12 protein-coding genes are annotated in these 17,269 nt (G+C 63.5%); 2 read left to right on the top strand and 10 right to left on the bottom strand.

Annotated elements, in window-relative coordinates:
• Positions 1 to 49 precede the first annotated feature (49 nt).
• The gene (locus HSRCO_RS04255; RefSeq protein WP_259519173.1) at positions 50 to 958 is read left to right on the top strand and encodes an ATP-binding protein; all 909 of its coding nucleotides are present in this window, start codon (positions 50 to 52) and stop codon (positions 956 to 958) included.
• Here HSRCO_RS04255 and HSRCO_RS04250 read toward each other — a convergent pair whose 3' ends face one another.
• The 5 genes from HSRCO_RS04250 to HSRCO_RS04230 form a co-directional block, all read right to left on the bottom strand.
• Entirely contained in the window at positions 959 to 2,842 is a 1,884-nt protein-coding gene (locus HSRCO_RS04250; RefSeq protein WP_259519172.1) for an SLC13 family permease, read from the bottom strand.
• A 486-nt stretch (positions 2,843 to 3,328) separates the two neighbouring features.
• Positions 3,329 to 4,006 carry a molecular chaperone gene (locus tag HSRCO_RS04245; protein ID WP_259519170.1) on the bottom strand — a complete coding sequence of 226 codons (678 nt, stop codon included), beginning with the start codon at positions 4,004 to 4,006 and terminating at the stop codon, positions 3,329 to 3,331.
• Complete coding sequence (locus tag HSRCO_RS04240) at positions 3,993 to 7,400, bottom strand: molybdopterin-dependent oxidoreductase (protein ID WP_259519169.1); 3,408 nt, start codon at positions 7,398 to 7,400, stop codon at positions 3,993 to 3,995. Before HSRCO_RS04240 ends, HSRCO_RS04245 begins: the two co-directional genes overlap by 14 nt.
• Complete coding sequence (gene nrfD / locus HSRCO_RS04235; RefSeq protein WP_259519168.1) at positions 7,400 to 8,668, bottom strand: NrfD/PsrC family molybdoenzyme membrane anchor subunit; 1,269 nt, start codon at positions 8,666 to 8,668, stop codon at positions 7,400 to 7,402. The genes HSRCO_RS04240 and nrfD overlap by 1 nt, the downstream gene beginning before the upstream one ends.
• Before the next feature lie 2 nt (positions 8,669 to 8,670).
• Entirely contained in the window at positions 8,671 to 9,678 is a 1,008-nt protein-coding gene (locus tag HSRCO_RS04230) for a 4Fe-4S dicluster domain-containing protein (RefSeq protein ID WP_259519167.1), read from the bottom strand.
• A 370-nt stretch (positions 9,679 to 10,048) separates the two neighbouring features.
• Here HSRCO_RS04230 and HSRCO_RS04225 point away from each other — a divergent pair, with 370 nt between their 5' ends.
• Positions 10,049 to 11,947, top strand: a complete 1,899-nt coding sequence (locus tag HSRCO_RS04225) for a bacterio-opsin activator domain-containing protein (protein WP_259519166.1) — start codon at positions 10,049 to 10,051, stop codon at positions 11,945 to 11,947.
• 202 nt (positions 11,948 to 12,149) lie between these two features.
• Here the strand turns inward: HSRCO_RS04225 and psmB are convergent, their stop codons facing one another.
• The 5 genes from psmB to HSRCO_RS04200 form a co-directional block, all read right to left on the bottom strand.
• The gene (gene psmB / locus HSRCO_RS04220; RefSeq protein WP_259519165.1) at positions 12,150 to 12,827 is read right to left on the bottom strand and encodes an archaeal proteasome endopeptidase complex subunit beta; all 678 of its coding nucleotides are present in this window, start codon (positions 12,825 to 12,827) and stop codon (positions 12,150 to 12,152) included.
• Positions 12,824 to 13,585 (bottom strand): archaeal proteasome endopeptidase complex subunit alpha, encoded by a 762-nt coding sequence (psmA, locus tag HSRCO_RS04215; RefSeq protein WP_259519164.1) that lies wholly within the window; start codon positions 13,583 to 13,585, stop codon positions 12,824 to 12,826. The genes psmB and psmA overlap by 4 nt, the downstream gene beginning before the upstream one ends.
• A 60-nt stretch (positions 13,586 to 13,645) precedes the next feature.
• Positions 13,646 to 15,826, bottom strand: coding sequence for an elongation factor EF-2 (locus HSRCO_RS04210; RefSeq protein ID WP_259519163.1), 2,181 nt, complete (start codon positions 15,824 to 15,826; stop codon positions 13,646 to 13,648).
• A 171-nt stretch (positions 15,827 to 15,997) separates the two neighbouring features.
• Positions 15,998 to 16,612, bottom strand: a complete 615-nt coding sequence (locus HSRCO_RS04205; protein ID WP_259519162.1) for a 30S ribosomal protein S7 — start codon at positions 16,610 to 16,612, stop codon at positions 15,998 to 16,000.
• Position 16,613: 1 nt separating this feature from the next.
• A complete protein-coding gene (locus HSRCO_RS04200) occupies positions 16,614 to 17,042 on the bottom strand; it encodes a 30S ribosomal protein S12 (protein WP_259519161.1) in 429 nt (142 codons plus the stop codon).
• Positions 17,043 to 17,269: the final 227 nt, after the last annotated feature.

Below are 17,269 nucleotides of genomic sequence, written 5' to 3'. Positions count from 1 at the left end.
ATACCAAACGCATTAAGCGACCGACAGACGACTCTTCGATCGAAACGAAATGCCATCGGACACCGTGTTTCTCGTCATGTTCACCCTCCTTCCACTCGCGGTGCTACTGATCGGAACCGGGCTCGCCGTGACGTTCAGCTACGTGGTCCGGGACAGCCGAATCCTCCTGGCGGCCGTCCTGTTCGGGCTGATGGCGTCGCATCAGGCCGTCGAACTCGTCCTGTGGATCGGTGGCAGCGACCCCCATCAGACCGTCCTCGGCGAGGTGTTCGAGACCACGGTCAACCTGCTGGCCGTCGTCGCCGTCTCCGTCATCGCAGGGAGTCTCACGGAGGAGCGGCTGCTGGCGGATTCGCTGGCGGACGTCCAGCGGTCGCTGTTCGACGTCCGCCCCGGTTCGGCACCCGGTCGGTCGGAGCATCCCGACGACCACGACGGTACGAGGTGGAACCTCCGCGAGCGATGCGCCGAGTTACTGGGGACGGGGAGCACCTCGACGGTCCCGCTCGTGTTCGGACATCGGAGTCGGGTCGACGAAGTCCTCGAACGGGCGGTCGAGAACGCTCGCGTGACCTTCCCGATAGCGACGATCGAGGTGAAAAGCGATACCGGTATCGACGTGGTCGCCGAACGGACTTACCTCCAGGAGATATTCGAGATCCTCCTCGAGCAACTGATCCTCTTCAACGACACCAGCGACCCGGTCATCGAGGCCACCGTGGGGCGGACGAACGGCGCCGTCACGGTCGAGTTAGCACACAATGGCTCCGGGTTGCCGGCGGACGTCCGAACCATCCTCGAATCTGGAGCCGACGACCAGGAGTCGGGGCATGCCGAACTGGTCTTCGTCCAGACCTTCGTCTCGCAGTGGGGTGGGTCGGTCCAGATCGATACCGACGAGGAGCCAACTGTGACACTGACGTTCGCCGCCCCGAGATTCGCCGGCTTCTTCGGTTGATCACAGACCCCAGAAGACGACGATCCCGACCGTCGTAACGACGGCGAGTAACGCGAACAGCGGCGTCCCGACCCGAAGGTAGTCCGAGAACCGGTAGCCGCCGGGACCGTAGACCATGAGGTTGGTCTGGTAGCCGACCGGCGTCATGAACGCGGAACTCGCCGCGAACAGGACGGCGAAGACGAACGCGAGCGGATTGACCCCGAGCGAGATGGCGGTGTCGATGGCCACCGGCGTGAGCAAGACCACGGTCGCCACCGGTGTGATAATCGCTGCGAGCAATCCCGTGAGCACGTAGACCACCCCGAGGATCCCGATTGGTGGGAGGACGATGCCGAGCGAACTGATGAACTCGGCAACGAGCGCATCCCCTCCGGTGTTCGTGAGCGCGACCCCGAGCGGGATGACGCCGGCGAGGAGGAAGATGACGTTCCAGTTCACCGCGCTATATGCATCTCCCGGCGAGACCGCATCCGTCGCGAACAGAACGACCACTCCCGCGAGCGCCGCGATAGAGATGGGGAGCAGGCCGAGGGCGGCGATGACGACGACCAGCGCCACCGTTGCGAACACGGTCGGTGTCGTGGGCTCGAGCGGCGTCGGTTCTCGGTCCTCGCTCAGCTCTTTGCCGAGTCCGCGGACCACCACGAGGTCGCCGTTTTCGACCAGATATCGGAGGTCGCGCTCCCGGACCTGAACGAGGAGGGCGTCGCCGACCCCGATCTCGTACTCGTCGATGTCGGCGGTGCGCACGCTGTCGCCGCGCCGAACCGCGAGCACCTGCGCGGCGTGATAGCCGGCCAGGTTCGCCTCGTGGACGGTATCACCGTGCAGTCGAGAGCCCTCCGGGACGATGACCTCCACCAGACTGCCTCGCCCCTCTCTGACGTCCAGGTCGCCCGCCGTGACGCGTTCGTGGGGCAACTGGCGGAGCCCGAACCGATCGGCGAACCGGTTGACGTTCCGCCGGTCGCCGCGAACGGTGAGGACGTCCCCGACCGCGAGGGGGACGTCCGAGGAGAGCGCGTGCTGAGGTTCCTCGTCGCGAACCAACTGAAGGAGCTTGCAATCGATCGGCTCCGCGACCGAGCCATCGGTCGTCACTGGTTCGGCCAGCAGATCACGAACCGACGAGACGGGGTTCCCCACGAGGGGGGACCCCTCGCGCACGACCACCTGTGCCAGATGTCGTTCCACGTCGTAGGCCTCGACGAGCGTGGTCTCCGGGCTGACCCGCGCGGGAGTGAGCCACCGACCCACCGTCAGGAGATAGCCCACTCCGACCACGAACACCACGATCCCGAGCGGCGTAAACTCGAACATCCCCAGTGCATGCAGTTCGGGCGCTACTCCGGCGGCGCCTGCCCGCCCGGCGACGTCGCTGACCACGAGGTTCGTCGAGGTCCCGATGAGGGTGAGCGTTCCACCGAGCATCGCCGCGTAGGAGAGCGGCAAGAACAGTTTGGACGGGGAGATGTTCGTCTCGGCGGCGATGTCGTGGACCATCGGGACGAACACGGCCACGACGGGCGTGTTGTTGACGAAACCGGCGGCCACGCCGGTCGTCCCCAGGATGCTACCGAGCAGCCGCCGTTCGCTGCCGGCTGCGTCCGCCGCGATCCACTGTCCGACCCGGGAGACGATGCCGGTCTGCCTGACCGCCTCGCTCAGGATGTACATGGCGATAACCGTCACCGTCGCGGGATTGGCGAAACCCCCCAGCGCCGCGATCGCCGAGACGCCCGTGTAATCGCCGAGAACGACGAGTGAGACGAGCACCGCTATGGCCGTCACGTCGGACGATACCACCTCGGTGACGAACAGGACCATCGCCACGACGATGATGGCGAAGACGACGAGGACGTCGACGGTGACTGGAGCCACCTTCGAAGATGGGTGCGCTATCGGCATAAAACGCTGCGCCGGTCGGCGGCCATCGACCCTGGGCAGTCAGTATTTTCTCGTTCGGTCAATATTCGATACGGATCTATGGCCACGATACAACGGGATTGCGATCGTCGAAGACGATTCGACCCGTAGATAACAGCTCTGAAGCGGATGGACGACGATCGGGTGCAGGGATTTCCGGTCCAAGTGGCGGGCAGTATTCCACATTATTGGGAGCGGTATACAATTTTAAGTGCTCCCGTCGACGAATCGTGAACGGGGCGACACCCTCACGAAGCCGCGGTCACCGGCGAAACGACTGGGTCATGGTCGATCCGCCACTTACGCGCTCTGTGTCGGTGTCTCCCATTTCCGTTCTGTAACGGAGCATCCTCCCCCCCCCCTCTGTTCCCGTTCTTTCCCCGATCCGATATCGAGGAGCAACTATCGAGCCTGGGAAACCGAAGTGCGCCGACCGGCCGGTCAGACCGTCGGCGTGGTCAGTTGCAGCTGATCCCAAGCGACGAACGCGCTCGCGAACGAGCAGACGGCTGCATAGACGCCCTCTGCCGAATCACGGTCGACGACCGTATCGGCGAATGCATCGACCCACTCGAGATGGTCGACGACCTGGGCCTGGACGTCGAGTAGGTCGTCGTCGATGGACCTGTCGGGTGCCGCATCGAGGCGACTCTCCCGCGCCGAGAGGACGGCCATGAATTCGAACTCCGCGGCGACGTGGTCCGGAATACCATCACCGCGTTGGGGCTTGAACCCCGTCTGTTCGTACAGTTCGGCGATCGACTCGGCCGGGTCGCCGAGGAGTTCGCCGGCCGATCCAACGTCGTGGTACTTGGAGTCCGACTCGAAGGACTCGCTCGGATCGTCCACGTGTGCCGACGCGAACGGGGGAACGTAATACGGTCCGGGGACGTCGAAGAGGTTGTCGTACCCGATCGACAGCGCCTCGACGTCCAGGTCGTCCCGAGAGAGGGCGTCCGTGTCGAACTCCGCAGGGAGCATCGCCGCGAGATCGACGAAGGCACCGGTCTCGATCGCCTCGGAGAGGGCGTCGACGTCACCGTCGAACACCCGCGACAGGAGGTCGTACACTCGCGAACGTGACCGGGCGAACTCACGGTCGACTTCAGTTATCGACATCGTTGGTCTCCGATTTGCTGAGTTCGACGTGAGCCGTGTACTGGGACTGCGACCCGCCGACCGGGTCGGTCGGTCCGACGTCCTGGGTGGTCGTGTCGACCGGTGCGACGTGGTTGACGGCGAAGCCGGCGTCTCTGCCCTTCGCGTATCCGGCTTCCTCTTTCATCGGCGTATCGAACTCGTAGGGGGTGTGCCCGTAGCCCTCGGTAGCGGCCTCGTGAGTGTCGCCATCGATCGTCTGGTCCGCGGCACCGTCCGCTGAACGACCCCAGCCCCACATGGTGCCGACGACGCCTGGCCGAATACCCTCGGTGACCATCGCGATGGCGTCCGTCTCGCCTCGACCGAAGTCGACCACGATCTCGTCGCCGTTCTCGATGTCCCGTTCGTCCGCGTCGCTCGGGTTGATCCACACGGGGTTCTCCGGACGAACCTCGCGCAGCCACGGGCTGTTCTGGGTCCGAGTCATCCCCTGCGAGCGTGGCTTCCAGTTGATCATGTGGAGAGGGCGGTCGGACGCGGGGGACTCGTCGCTGACCACCGGAGTCAACAGGTCGCCGTTGAAGTGCGTGCCGTCCTCGACTACGGGGAGCGGGTCGAATTGCTCGCCGTCGTACGCCGACTTGCCCACCGGCATGATCTCGTTCCAGAACCGGACCTCACCCTCAAGTGGGTAGCGCATCTTCTCGCCGACGTACGCGTTGGACGGTTCGTAGCGCTCCGCGTAATCGTAGTCGTAGCCCTTCTCCGCGAACGCTTCCGCGTAGTTCGGAATCGGATCTTCGAAACGACCACCGCGATTGAGGACGGTGACGACCTTCCGCCACTCCTCGTCTTTGACCTTTGCCTTCCAGTCGTCGTAATCGAAGGGTTTCTTGATGCCCGCCGCTTCGAAGTCGAAGCCCTCGACCTCGAGGCCCGCGCGGTGGGACTGCTCGAAGATGGCGAGTTCGTCGTCGCTGGCGTCGGGGACCGGCCCCGATTCGTACGGGAAGTCCTCGACGTCGAGTCCCGGTGGCAATGGACCGAGGTCCTCCGGATCGAGGTCCCCGATATCGAGGATCGTCGAATCGTGGGCGATGTTGGCGACCATCTTGAGGTAGAAGTCCTCGGCGTCGTTCATCGGCCAGGTCTCGCCGTCAGCATCGACGATGGCGTCCTCGCCGACGCCGGGCATCGGCTCGCCGGTCGCGGATTCGAGTTCCGTCAGGACGTCGACGTAGACGTCCTCGGCGGCCCGCGCTTCGGGGACCACCTTGACGGCCGGCTGGCTGATCTTCTCGTCCGCGAGCCGCTTGTTCGGATACGTCGAGAAGTTCTCCCAGCGTTCCAGGTACGTCGGCTCCGGGAGCACGTAATCGGCGTTCTTGCTCATTTCGCCGATCACCGTGTCGAAGGCGACCAGCAGTTCGATCGCCTCCTCGTCCTGGAGGGCTTCGGGGATGTTGTCGCCGCCGGCCGCTGCCATGACGTGGTTGTTCGAGTACGGTCTGACGAACAGGGCGTTGATGCTGTACGGATACTCGTCGACGGCGCTGTGGTATATCTCCTGGGACTGGTACTGCGGCGACAGGCGGAACCAGGGGCGCTCGGCCGGGTATCCATCGAACAGGCGGGTCCCCTCGAAGTCCTCGGCGTTGCTCAGGGCACGCGTGATCGGCAGCCCCCAGGGAGTCCGGCCGTCCGGGACGTTCCCGAGCTGGTACCGGCCGTTCATCGTCTGGTAGCCGGCGTACGGCGTGATCTGTCCACCCTTCCAGTCGTAGTTCCCGATCAGGTGCTGCAGCGTCGCGATCGCTCGGGTGTTGTAGAAGCCGTTCGTGTGCATCGCCGGGCCGCGGTACTGCATGATGCCGGCCCGCTTGCCGTGGCTCGTGAATTCGTCGGCGATCTCGACGATGTTCTCGACGTCGACGCCGGACATCTCGGCGTACTCCTCGAGGGTGTGTTCGTAGACGCGTTCCTTGTAGAGCGTCCAGACCGACTTGACCGACGTCCCGTCGATCGTCGTGTCGACGTCGAGAGTCGCGCGATCGACGTCCCCGGCGGCGGCGAGTTCGCCGGTGGTCGAGTCGATCACGGCCCGATTACCGTCCACGCCGAGCGCCTCCGCGGCCGCGGTCTTGGCCTTCGGCGTGGTGGTCGGGTCGTCGTCGGCGACGACGAGGTGTGCCGCGTCGCTGTACGTCTTCTCATCGCCTGCATCGGCGGCGGCCTGGCTGGGATTGCCGAGATACGCCCGGTCGAACCGCTCGTTCTCGATGATCCAGCGGGCCATCCCCATCGCGAGTGCGCCGTCGGCACCAGGCTTGACCGGAACCCACTTCTCCGCCTTCTCGGCGGTCTTGGACAGCCGTGGATCGACGACATCCATGCGCATGCCGTCTTCGATCGCGTTCGTGAGTTTCGGCGCGAGCCAGGTCGGCCCCTTGTTGGAGACCATCGGGTTGGTCCCCCAGACGAGCAGGTACTCCGTGTTGTCGATGTCGGTGTACTGGCGCTTTTTCTTGTTCTCGAACGATCGGACGTTCCCCAGCACGGAGGAGAACCCACACATCCCGGCGTGGTGGTGGCTGTTGATGGTTCCCAACGTGCCGTTGAAGATCCGGGCGCGAATGAGGGCACGCCGGAACCCACCCACGTCGACGATCTGGTTGGCTTTCGGCCCGAGTTCGGGGATGTCCGTGTCGATGAGTTTGTCCTCGTACTTCGCCTCGAACTCCTCGTCGCTGAGGGCCTCGCGGTCCTCCATCACCTGGTCTTCGGGGACGTAGTCCCACATCTCCGCGATACCACGGTGGCCGAGTTCGTCGTCGCCGTGGATGATCTCCTCGATCGCCTGTTCCCAGGAGATCGTCTTCCACTGCTCGCTGCCGCGCTCGCCGACGCGTTTCATCGGCTTGCGCACGCGATAGGTGTCGAAGGCGGTCTGAATGCCTGCCTGGCCCTTCAGACACATGCGACCGCCACCCAGCGACCAGCGATCCATCTCAACGTCGCCGGTGCCCTCGAGAGACCCGGTAGCGACCGCCTGGGGGTCGCTCTCGTAGGGCACCTGCGAGTACGGCTGCGTGTTCAGGAACGAATACGGGTTCCCCGACAGCTTGCGAACCAGGGAGCTGTATTCCGTGTTCTCCACGCTTCCATCGTCGAGTCGGACCTTGATGGGACAGAACGTATTGCACTGCCCGCAGGTCGTGTGGATGACGTCGTTGGCGTCGTACTCGTCGTAATCGGTGCCGACGTAATGTTCGTTTTCGTCCTCCCAGAGGGAAGAGAAGTCCAGTTCGTGGGCCGCACCACCCGCCGAAAGGGTCGTGAACGCACCGGCTGCTTTCACGAAATCACGGCGAGAGAGGTCCGGACCGTCGTCGATGGGTTCGTCAGTACTCATTAGTGTTCGTCCTCCTCGAGCGGGGTCAGTGGCAGTAGTTCGGCGCCGAGCGTGTAGATGAGGAGCCCGACGGCGACGATTCCGAAGCTAGTCGCCCACTCGGTGAACGTGGGCAGGTAATCACCGGCCGGAAGGCCTTCCATCACCGGCGTCACCAGCGGGGGAACGACGATGTTGAACCGGACGCCGACGATACCGACGACCACCGACAGGCCGGCGATGACCATGAGCATCGGTCGACGACGCCAGGACCGTTTGCTGGTCAGGAGCGCCGGCAGGACCCAGCCCATTCCCACCATTACTCCCCAGAACGACCACGCCATCTTACCGAAGGCGATCGTCAGCCATGCCCCCAGGTGAGCGCCCTCAAGCGACATCACGCCGATGAGCGCCTCGATCGCGGTGAACGCCGCGTCGACCAGGACGAAGGCTAGCAGGAGCTGTCCGAGTCGATCGAGAAGGTCCAGATCGATGGGCTTGCCTTCGAATAATTTCCTGCGCAGGACGTAGACCGCCATCACGAGTGCCGTCCCGGAGAGGAGCGCCGAGATGACGAAGATCACCGGGAAGAGGCCGCTGTTCCAGTACGCACGCGCTTTCACGCCGGCGAAGAGGATCCCCGTGCCGCCGTGGACGAAGAAGATGGCCAGCGGGATCCCGAGGATGCCGATGCGCTTGAGCCACTTCCGGTCCGCCTGAATCGTGCCCTCGCTCAGATCAGTCCGACCGAGGGTGAGCAGGCCGGAGAGCCATGCGCGAAGGCCCGAGCCGTTTCGGGACACGCGCACGAGGTCGGCACGCATCGAGAAGTACAGTTCGGCCGTCAGGACACCGACGTAGGCGACGTAGGCGTGTACCTCCCAGGCCAGCGCCGAGGTGACCTGCCGCCAGATGAACGGGAAGTACATCCGCTCCATCCGCCCGAGGTCGATCCAGACGAACAACATCGCGACGATCATCGCGATAATCGCAGCGAACAGCGCGTCGCGGTCTATCTTCTCCATCCCCTCCATCTCGAAGACGTTCGCGAGGGTGCTGACGAGAAACGCCCCGGCAGAGAGGCCGATGAAGTAGATGTAAAAGGCCACCCACGCACCCCAGGGAGTGGTGGAGGTGAGATTGGTCGTCGCCATCCCGCCGACGATACGCCGGTAGGTCGCGTACGCGCCCACGAGAAGCGTTGCTATCAGTATCGCGTACCAGACGACGCGGACGCGGTTGTCTTCGAAGCCCGGGTTGAAATCGGGCAGTGAGTTTGCCGTTGCCATGGTTATTTGAGGTAGTAGACGTTCGGGTCGTTGCCCGTGTGTTCTTTCAGCTGCATCGCGCGGGTCGAGTCGGCCATTTCCGAGACCTCGCTGTTCGGATCGTCCAGGTCGCCGAAGTTTCGCGCGTCGCCGATACAGGTCTCGACACATGCGGGCTCCTCACCACGCTCGAGCCGGTGATAACAAAAGCTACATTTGCGTGCGTTGGCCTGCGGGGATTTTCCGTCCTCCCGTTTCCCGCGGTCGACGCCGTACTCGGGGCTCGTGATCTCGCCGGCACCCATGACTTCGTCGTCGTATCCTTCGCCGAAGTCGAGATATCGCGCGCCGTACGGGCACGCGATCATACAGTACCGACAGCCGATACAGCGATCGTAGTCGATGTTGACGATCCCGTTTTCCATCTTGTACGTCGCGCTGACCGGGCAGACCTGCACGCAGGATGGGTTCTCACACTGCATACAGGGACGGGGGATATTCGTGCGCGAGACGTTCGGGAAGGTACCCTGTTCTTCTTCCATGACGACGTTGTACGCGACGCCAGGAGGCGTGCGGTTCTCGGCCTTGCACGCGACCGTACACGAGTCACAGCCGACGCATTTCTGCAGGTCGATGACCATCCCCCAGCGCACGTCGTCGCCTGCCTCCGCCTTCGAGAGCCCTTCGGCGACGCTCTCCATCGGCCCCGCCGCACAGGAGAGCTGGTCGGCCGTCGGTTCGTCGATCGTCTGGCAACTGCCGCCCTTGTCGACGGCGGGATTCGGCGTCTCGCGGTAGTCGGCGCCGAACTCCCCCGCCGCGGCGTCGTCGTATTTCGCCCAGAACGTCTCACTCGAGATGTCGCCGTGTGAGACGCGCTGGGCGTCCTCGGCCATCTGGATGCCGAGTTCGGTGTCGTACTCCGTCTTCGCCAGTTCTTGCTCCGGATCCGGGATCTCCTCGTCGACCATCGCGTCGATCTGGTCGGCGTCGATCGCCGGAACACCCGGAGACGGACCGGTCTTGCTCATGCGACCACCCACCCAGGTGTTCGCCGAGAGGATCCGCCGTTACTCAGGTCCATCATGCATCTGTATAGAAGATATCCGTCCCCCTCAGGTCACCACCAATACTGTTAGGTACTGAATTCGGGCCGATTTTCGGTGATAAGGAGATTACCAATATGTATTGACTGTCGACCGGGCAACGGTGAGGGATTGAGATATTTTCCGTGGCTATTTCCGAGATTCCGGTGGTTAGGAGTATTATAACGCCGATTTCCCAGTTACTGGGAACGCTCCTGCCCCATATCCCACACTCGCGCGTACAATCGATAGGCTCCCCGAGAGAGACGGTCTCCCGGACAGACACCGGAAGACCGTCGCGCCGGAGTGAGAAACCATGGACGACCTCATCATCTTCGCTTCGATCGCCCTCAGGATCGCCGGCGTCGGATATTCGATTCTTCTCCTCTACCGGGTCCAGGACGCGCGCTTTGGCTTCCTGACGGTGATGTTGACGCTGATGGCGGCACGACAAATTTTCACGCTCCGCTCGGGCAATCCCGGAATCGAGGAACTACCAGGCCTCGTCGTCAGCGTCTTTGCGGTCCTAACCGTCGTCTATCTGGCAAAATACGTCGAACAGGAGGCAAACGTCACTCGCACGATCCGTCGGAAGAACGAACGGCTCCGAACGTTCAGGAAGGCGATCGAACACGCGGGACACGCCATCTTCCTCACGGAAACCGATGGGACCATTACCTACGCAAATCAGGCCGTCGAATCGGTCACCGGCTACTCCAGGGGGGAGGTGCTCGGCGAGGATCCGTCCCTGTGGAAGTCGGGCGAACACGACGATTCGTTTTACCGGGACCTCTGGAAGACGATCACAAGTGGCGAAGTCTGGGACGGGCAGATCGTCAACGAGCGCAAGAATGGATCGCTAACGTGGGTCGACATGACCATCGCTCCCATCGTCGACGAGGAAGGGAACGTAGAGCAGTTCGTCGCGGTCGATACGGACATCACGGAACGGCGAAAGCGTAAAGAGAAGATATCCGAGCAAAAGCGACAACTGGAGGTACTCAACCACACGAACGAAGTGCTCCGGGACGTGAACCAGGACCTCGTCCAGGCGGACACCCGTTCGGGCATCGAATCGGCGGTCACCGAGGAGTTCGCCCAGGCCACACCGTACGAATTCGCCTGGATAGCCACGCGAAACGTCACGAACGAGTCGCTGCGCGCTCGCGAGTGGAGCGGCATCGAACGCGACGAACTCACGTCGCTGTTGACGGGGTTCAACGCCGACGATACCGATCCGATATCCGACGCCATCCGGTCGGGGACCGTTCGGATAGATCAGTGCGGCCCATCCGATGATACCGTGTCGCACGACCTGGACGACGAGCGGTGTCGGGCCCTCGCGGCCATCCCGCTCACGTACGGCGAGACGGAGTACGGGGCGCTGTGCATCGCCACGGAGAACCGAAGCGCCTTCGAGAGCATCGAGGAGGGAGTTTTCGCCGAACTGGGCGAGACCATCGGGTACGCGATCAACGCCATCGAGAGCAAGGAGACACTCATGACCGACAGCGTCACGGCAGTCGAATTCGAGACCCGCGACGCCGACTGCTTCAGTATCGGCATGTCCGCAGCGCTTGGCTGTTCGCTCGACCTGAAATGGCTCTCGCCGAACAACGACGACACCCTCGTCGAGTACTTCACGACTACGGGCGCAGATCCAGCCGAGGTCGTCGACTACGCGACCGACCACGAGGCGGTGACGGCCGTCCAGATGATTGCGGATAGTGACGAAGAAGCGCTATTTCGCTTCGAGGTCGACGACTCGTGCGTCGCACGAACACTGGGAGACTTCGGTGCGGATCTCTCGACAATCCACGTCTCGAACGGGCGCGCAGTCGTGACCGCCCATCTCTCGAGTGGCGGCGACGTCCGGGCCATGCTCGAGGCACTCCAGGCTGAACACGGGGACGTCGAACTTCTCGCCCGTCGGGAAGACGAGCGGCCAAAGCGAACGATCCAGGAGATCCGTGCCACCCTCGACGATGAATTGACGGACCGACAGCGAGAGGCCCTTCAGACGGCCTTCATCGGAGGATTCTTCGAGTGGCCTCGGGACCGCTCGGGGGAGGAGATAGCCTCGGTGATGGGCATCACCCAGTCCACGTTCCTCCAGCACCTCCGTGTGGCCGAGCGGAAGGTGCTTGCGGCAACGTTACAGGTCGATTCCGCGACGACGAGTCTGACGGGACCCGTTGGAACGGAAGTACGGTAGCCCCATCGATCGACCCCGATACCAGTGTCACATTCGTCTGTGTCCAGCAGGCCGGCAGAGAGCCAGATGACAGCGGCGTTCACACTGGTTTCAGTCTTCGTGTACGGATGAGCGCCCGCTTCGGGCGGCACAGCCGGAACCGATCCCGGCCAAACGGCTCCACACTGCCTGACGAGATGGCGAACGCGGACGAGTGGGCCGCTTACAGAAGCTCCTCGACGTCTTCGTGCTCGTGGATCTCGACGCCGTCGGTCGTTATCTCCGCGATCGTGATCCCGTTTCCGGAGGCCGTATCCCGTTCTGTTGCACTCTGTACGGCCTGGGCACCCACCGTGATCGCATCGTCCAGAGAGAGATCGCTGTCGTAGGCCTGTTCGAGGACGCCGAGCGCGAACTGCATACCACTCCCGGTGACGACGTAGTCGTCCTCGGAGAGACCACCGAGCGGGTCGATGCTATAGACGTGTGATCCATCGTCGTCGACGCCACCCAGGACCGGATTGATCCTGAAGAAGGGGCCGCCGCGGGCGAAATTACTCGCGAGGGTCGCGAGTGCGTGGATGCTCATGGGTTCGCCACGACGCGTCTCGTAGAGATTCGCCTCCGCCCGTAACGAGCGGATGTACGACTGGGCGCCCCCGACGCTCCCAACGAGGGTGAGCGCGGCGGTCGGATGGATCTGTTCGACCTTCGTGACTTGCTTGTTGGAGACGACGCGGCCACCGAGACTGGCGCGACGATCGGTGGCGATGACGACCCCATCCTCGGCGGCGATGCCGACGGACGTCGTCCCGGTCTTCGCCGATTCCACGTCGTCCGCCGGTGCCGTCTCCTCCGGAATGGAGCCCAGCTCCGGCTCGTAGGGGTCGGGTGACATCATTCCGATTCGTCCTCGTCCTCGTCCTCGTGTTCGGTGACTTCGTCGAGGTCGTCCAGGTACTCCTGGAGGTCCTCGTTCGATAGTTCGTCGTAGACGGGGTCCTCGACCGAGACGGTCCCCACGCCGACGCCCGACGCCTCGAGGGAGTCCTCGCGGAGATGCGCGAGTGCGCGGACACCGAGTTCGATGCCCTCCTCGAGTGTGAGATCGTCGTGCCACTCCTCCTCGAGGAAAGACTGGGTATCCGAGCGGTCCGCGCCGATGGCGACAGCCTTCCACTCGTTCGATGTGCCACTCGGGTCGGTCTCGAACAGTCGGGGAACGCCATCCGAGACGCCAGCGATGAGCAAGGCCGCACCGAACGGCCGGGCGCCACCCACCTGCGTATACTGCTGGATGTTGTCGGTGACGGCCTTCGTCAACGCCTCCACGTCCATCGGCTCCTCGTAGCGGAGTTCCTCGACCTGGGCCCGACGGCGGGCGAAGTCGATGAGTTGCCTGGCGTCGGCGACGTGGCCGGCGCTGGCGATGGCGACGTGGTCGGCGACCTTGTGTAATTTCTCGATGCTCTCCGGTTCCATCAGGGGGGACCGCGAGCGCTTATCGACGACGAGGACGACGCCCTCCGCCGTCCGGACGCCGATGCTCGTCGTCCCGCGTTTGACTGCTTCTCGTGCGTACTCGACTTGGTAGAGGCGACCGTCCGGGGAGAAGATGGTGATCCCCCGGTCGTAGGCCTGCTGCTGTTGGCCCTGCATGTTCGTTACCGGATATTGTGTGGGGCGCGGTAAAGTCCTGCCGGACTCGGAAGAGAGGAGCTAGAAGTAGTTGATGCTGGCCGGCAGTTCGGTCTTCATGCCTTTGCGCTCGCGGATCTCCGTGATCTTCTCGGGCTGAAGATTGTCGGCGAGGACGCGGAATCCCGCGTTCTCGGTGTTCCAGGAGGCGCGACCTTCGGTGGCCGAGCGGATGTCCGAGGAGAAGCCGATCATCTCCTCGACGGGCGCGATGCCCTCGACGACCATCAGGTCGCCTTCCTGGTACATGTCGTCGACGCGACCGCGTCGACCCTGAATCTCGCCGGAGGCAGCACCCATGTGCTCGGACGGCACGTCGATGCGGACGTCCTGGATCGGCTCGAGGAGACGGATCCCGGCGTCGATGAGACCGCGATGGATAGCCTCTCTGACCGCCGGAATGACCTGAGCGGGGCCACGGTGGATGGCGTCCTCGTGCAGGCGAGCGTCGTGAAGCCGGATGAGCGAACCCTGAACGGGTTCGGCCGCCAGTGGGCCGTCCTCGAGCGCCTCTTCGAGGCCCTCGATGACCAGTTCCATCGTCTCGTTCAGGTGCTGGATACCCTTCGTGTCGTCCACGAAGATGTTGGTGCCGATGATGTCCTCAACGTTCTGGGAGGTGTCCTTGTCCATACCCGCCTCCTGGAGGCTCTCGCGGCGTTCCTGTTCGGGCATGTCCATGGACGCTTCGCCGAGTTTCAGGGCTGCAGTGAGGTCGTCGGAAAGGGGCTCGACCGTGACGTAGAACCGGTTGTGGCGGTTCGGGGAGATCCCCTCGACCTCGTCGGATGCCTGGGTCGGCATCTCGCGGTAGACGACGATGGGCTCACCGGTGCGGACCGGAATCCCCTGGTTGCGCTCGATGCGCTGGGTGATAACCTCGAGGTGGAGTTCGCCCTGCCCGGAGACGAGGTGCTCGCCGGTGTCCTCGTTGATCTCGATCTGGATCGTCGGGTCCTCCTTGGCGACCTGCTGAAGGGTCTTGATAAGGTTCGGCAGGTCGTCCATGTGCTGGGCCTCGATGGATTTCGTGATGACTGGCTCGGAGATGTGTTCGATGGACTCGAACGGCGTCATCTCGACAGAGGACACCGTCGATCCGGCAATGGCGTCGCGAAGACCGGTTACGGCGGCGATGTTGCCGGCCGGAACGCGGTCGACCTCCTCGCGCTCGCCACCCATGAAGAGCCCGACACTCTGGAGGCGGTTCCGACCCGCCGTCCCGGAGACGTACAGTTCCTGGCCCTTCTCGAGAGTGCCGGAGAAGACGCGACCGGTCGCGATCTCGCCGGCGTGTGGGTCCATGGAGATGTCGGTGACCATCAGGACCACTTCGCCCTCGGGGTCGACGGCAGCCATTTCCTGTGCGATATCGGACTCGGGGTCGCCCCGCCAGACGCTCGGGATACGGCGGGGCTGGGCGTCGACAGGGTTCGGGAAGTGCTCGACGACCATGTCGAGAACGACGTCCGAAAGCGGGGTGCGCTCGTGGAGTTCCTCTCGCTTGCCGGCCTGTTCGAGATCGATGATGTCGCCGAAGTCCATCCCCGTCTCCTGCATGGAAGGCATCGAGACGCCCCACTTGTAGAGCGCTGACCCGAAGGCGACGGTTCCCTCTTCGACGGAGACGGTCCAGTCGAGGTCTTTGTCCTTGGTCATCCCGCGGATGAGTTCGTTGACGTCCTGGATGACACTCAGGAGGCGCTGTTGCATCTCCTCGGGCCCTTCCTGGAGTTCCGAGATGAGGCGGTCGACCTTGTTGATGAACAGGGCCGGTTTGACACCCTCGCGGAGCGCCTGCCGGACGACCGTCTCGGTCTGGGGCATCGCCCCCTCGACCGCGTCGACGACGACGAGCGCACCGTCGACAGCGCGCATCGCACGGGTGACGTCGCCGCCGAAGTCGACGTGACCCGGCGTGTCGATGAGGTTGATGAGGCTCGCCTCGCCCTCGTACTCGTGGGTCATCGAGACGTTCGCCGCGTCGATGGTGATGCCCCGTTCCTGTTCGTCCTCCTCGGTGTCCATGGCGAGTTGCTCGCCGGCGGTGTCCTCGGAGATCATTCCGGCACCAGCGAGGAGGTTGTCCGTCAGCGTGGTCTTCCCGTGGTCGACGTGGGCGGCGATGGCGATATTCCGTATCTGCTGGGGGTTATCCATCAACCGCTCGCACTGTTCGACGATTTTCTTACGTCGGCCCATTATGACTGTTGTTCCAATAGCAGGGACAAAAGGGTGCTGTTTCGAATCGGGAGATCCGGGGCGTGTGACCCGTACGCAGGGCTATTCGGGACAGCGAGGCGTTGGCACCGAGGCCGGAACCGACGGTCTCGCTGACACGCTCGAGAGTGTGTCGAAAAGAACGAACGACGGTTAGCGTGCCGCCGCTGCGACGCGCTCTTTTTCCTCTTTCTGTCCGACGGCGTACGTCTGGACGTCGTAGTCGGCCGCTCCGAGGAGCTGCTGAGCGAGTGCCTCCTCGACCGGCGTCGGGGACTTAAAGGAGGCGCTGAACGTTCCGTCCGCGATGAACTTCAGGGCCTGGTCGACCCGGCGCTGTGGGGCGACGTCGACGGCCTTGGGAACCGAGATGCCACCGTACTTCAGGCGGACGGTCTCCTCACGAGGCGCCGAGTTCTCGATAGCACGGACGAGGACCTGTACTGGGTTCTCGTCGGCGGTCGAATCGATGATCTCGAAGGCTTCCTGGACGATCTTGAGCGACTGCTGTTTTTTCCCCGAGTTGTCGGAGTTCTGCATCAGCCGGTTGGCGAGCCGTTCGACGACCGAAATCTCGGACTTCTTGAACTGCTTGGAGGCGTGTCGGCCCATCGTGTGGGCGACCGGGGTCACGGAGATGTAGCGACGGGTGCTCGGGTCCGTGTACTGAATCTCGGTGACGTCCCAGCGGCCGAACAGTTCGGCCACGGTCTCGTCGTCGTCGGTGCCAGCGGGCGTCTCTGGCTCTGGGGCTTCTTCTTCGGACATGTTATCGGACGGGCTTCTCTGCGTTTCCACGGACGAGTTCGAGCAGCGCGACGCCGTTGACCTTGTCCACCTTGTAGTTCACGCCAGACAGGTCACCCATGGCGCGACCCTTCGCGCCACCGATACCGGCGATGGTGACCTCGTCGTGCTCGTCGATGAACGAGATGGCACCGTCGCCAGGGGCGAAGGCGGTGACCTGTTTCCCGTTCTTGATGAGCTGCACGCGAACGCATTTTCGGATGGCGGAGTTGGGCTGTTTCGCTTCGATCCCAACTTTCTCCAGGACGATACCACGGGCCTGGGGGGCACCCTCGAGCGGGTCGGACTTCTTGCCAAGCCCCCGTTCGCGCCGCGCGTACTCGGAGTCGGACCACCGGTGATTCTGGCGGTCTTTCTTGAGCTTGCGAGCGGCGTACTTACCGTTCGGCATATGGAGCGATTTACCCGACGCAACTACTTAAGCCCCTTCATCCACTTTTTGCTGCGGGCCGCGCGGAGCGCGGCCCTGGCAAAAACGTGGGGAAAAAGCCGTCTTCACCCCCTTCGGGGGTTCGTCGGCCCGCGCCTTCGGCGCGGTGAACCGCTTCGCTCGGGTTCTTCGAACCATCCTCAGAAATCGTAGATTTCTGATGTCGAGGCGAATCGAAGATTCGCCGA

The organism is Halanaeroarchaeum sp. HSR-CO (genome assembly GCF_024972755.1).
GTDB lineage: Archaea > Halobacteriota > Halobacteria > Halobacteriales > Halobacteriaceae > Halanaeroarchaeum.
This window is presented reverse-complemented; position numbering and strand designations above follow the sequence as displayed.

What these genes read in the sequence shown, in the direction of transcription:
- HSRCO_RS04255 (WP_259519173.1), top strand. Translation starts at nt 50, where the DNA reads ATGCCATCGGACACCGTGTTTCTCGTCATGTTCACCCTCCTTCCACTC.
- HSRCO_RS04245 (WP_259519170.1), bottom strand. Translation starts at nt 4,006, where the DNA reads ATGTCGATAACTGAAGTCGACCGTGAGTTCGCCCGGTCACGTTCGCGA.
- HSRCO_RS04240 (WP_259519169.1), bottom strand. Translation starts at nt 7,400, where the DNA reads ATGAGTACTGACGAACCCATCGACGACGGTCCGGACCTCTCTCGCCGT.
- nrfD (WP_259519168.1), bottom strand. Translation starts at nt 8,668, where the DNA reads ATGGCAACGGCAAACTCACTGCCCGATTTCAACCCGGGCTTCGAAGAC.
- HSRCO_RS04230 (WP_259519167.1), bottom strand. Translation starts at nt 9,678, where the DNA reads ATGAGCAAGACCGGTCCGTCTCCGGGTGTTCCGGCGATCGACGCCGAC.
- HSRCO_RS04225 (WP_259519166.1), top strand. Translation starts at nt 10,049, where the DNA reads ATGGACGACCTCATCATCTTCGCTTCGATCGCCCTCAGGATCGCCGGC.
- psmB (WP_259519165.1), bottom strand. Translation starts at nt 12,827, where the DNA reads ATGATGTCACCCGACCCCTACGAGCCGGAGCTGGGCTCCATTCCGGAG.
- psmA (WP_259519164.1), bottom strand. Translation starts at nt 13,585, where the DNA reads ATGCAGGGCCAACAGCAGCAGGCCTACGACCGGGGGATCACCATCTTC.
- HSRCO_RS04210 (WP_259519163.1), bottom strand. Translation starts at nt 15,826, where the DNA reads ATGGGCCGACGTAAGAAAATCGTCGAACAGTGCGAGCGGTTGATGGAT.
- HSRCO_RS04205 (WP_259519162.1), bottom strand. Translation starts at nt 16,612, where the DNA reads ATGTCCGAAGAAGAAGCCCCAGAGCCAGAGACGCCCGCTGGCACCGAC.
- HSRCO_RS04200 (WP_259519161.1), bottom strand. Translation starts at nt 17,042, where the DNA reads ATGCCGAACGGTAAGTACGCCGCTCGCAAGCTCAAGAAAGACCGCCAG.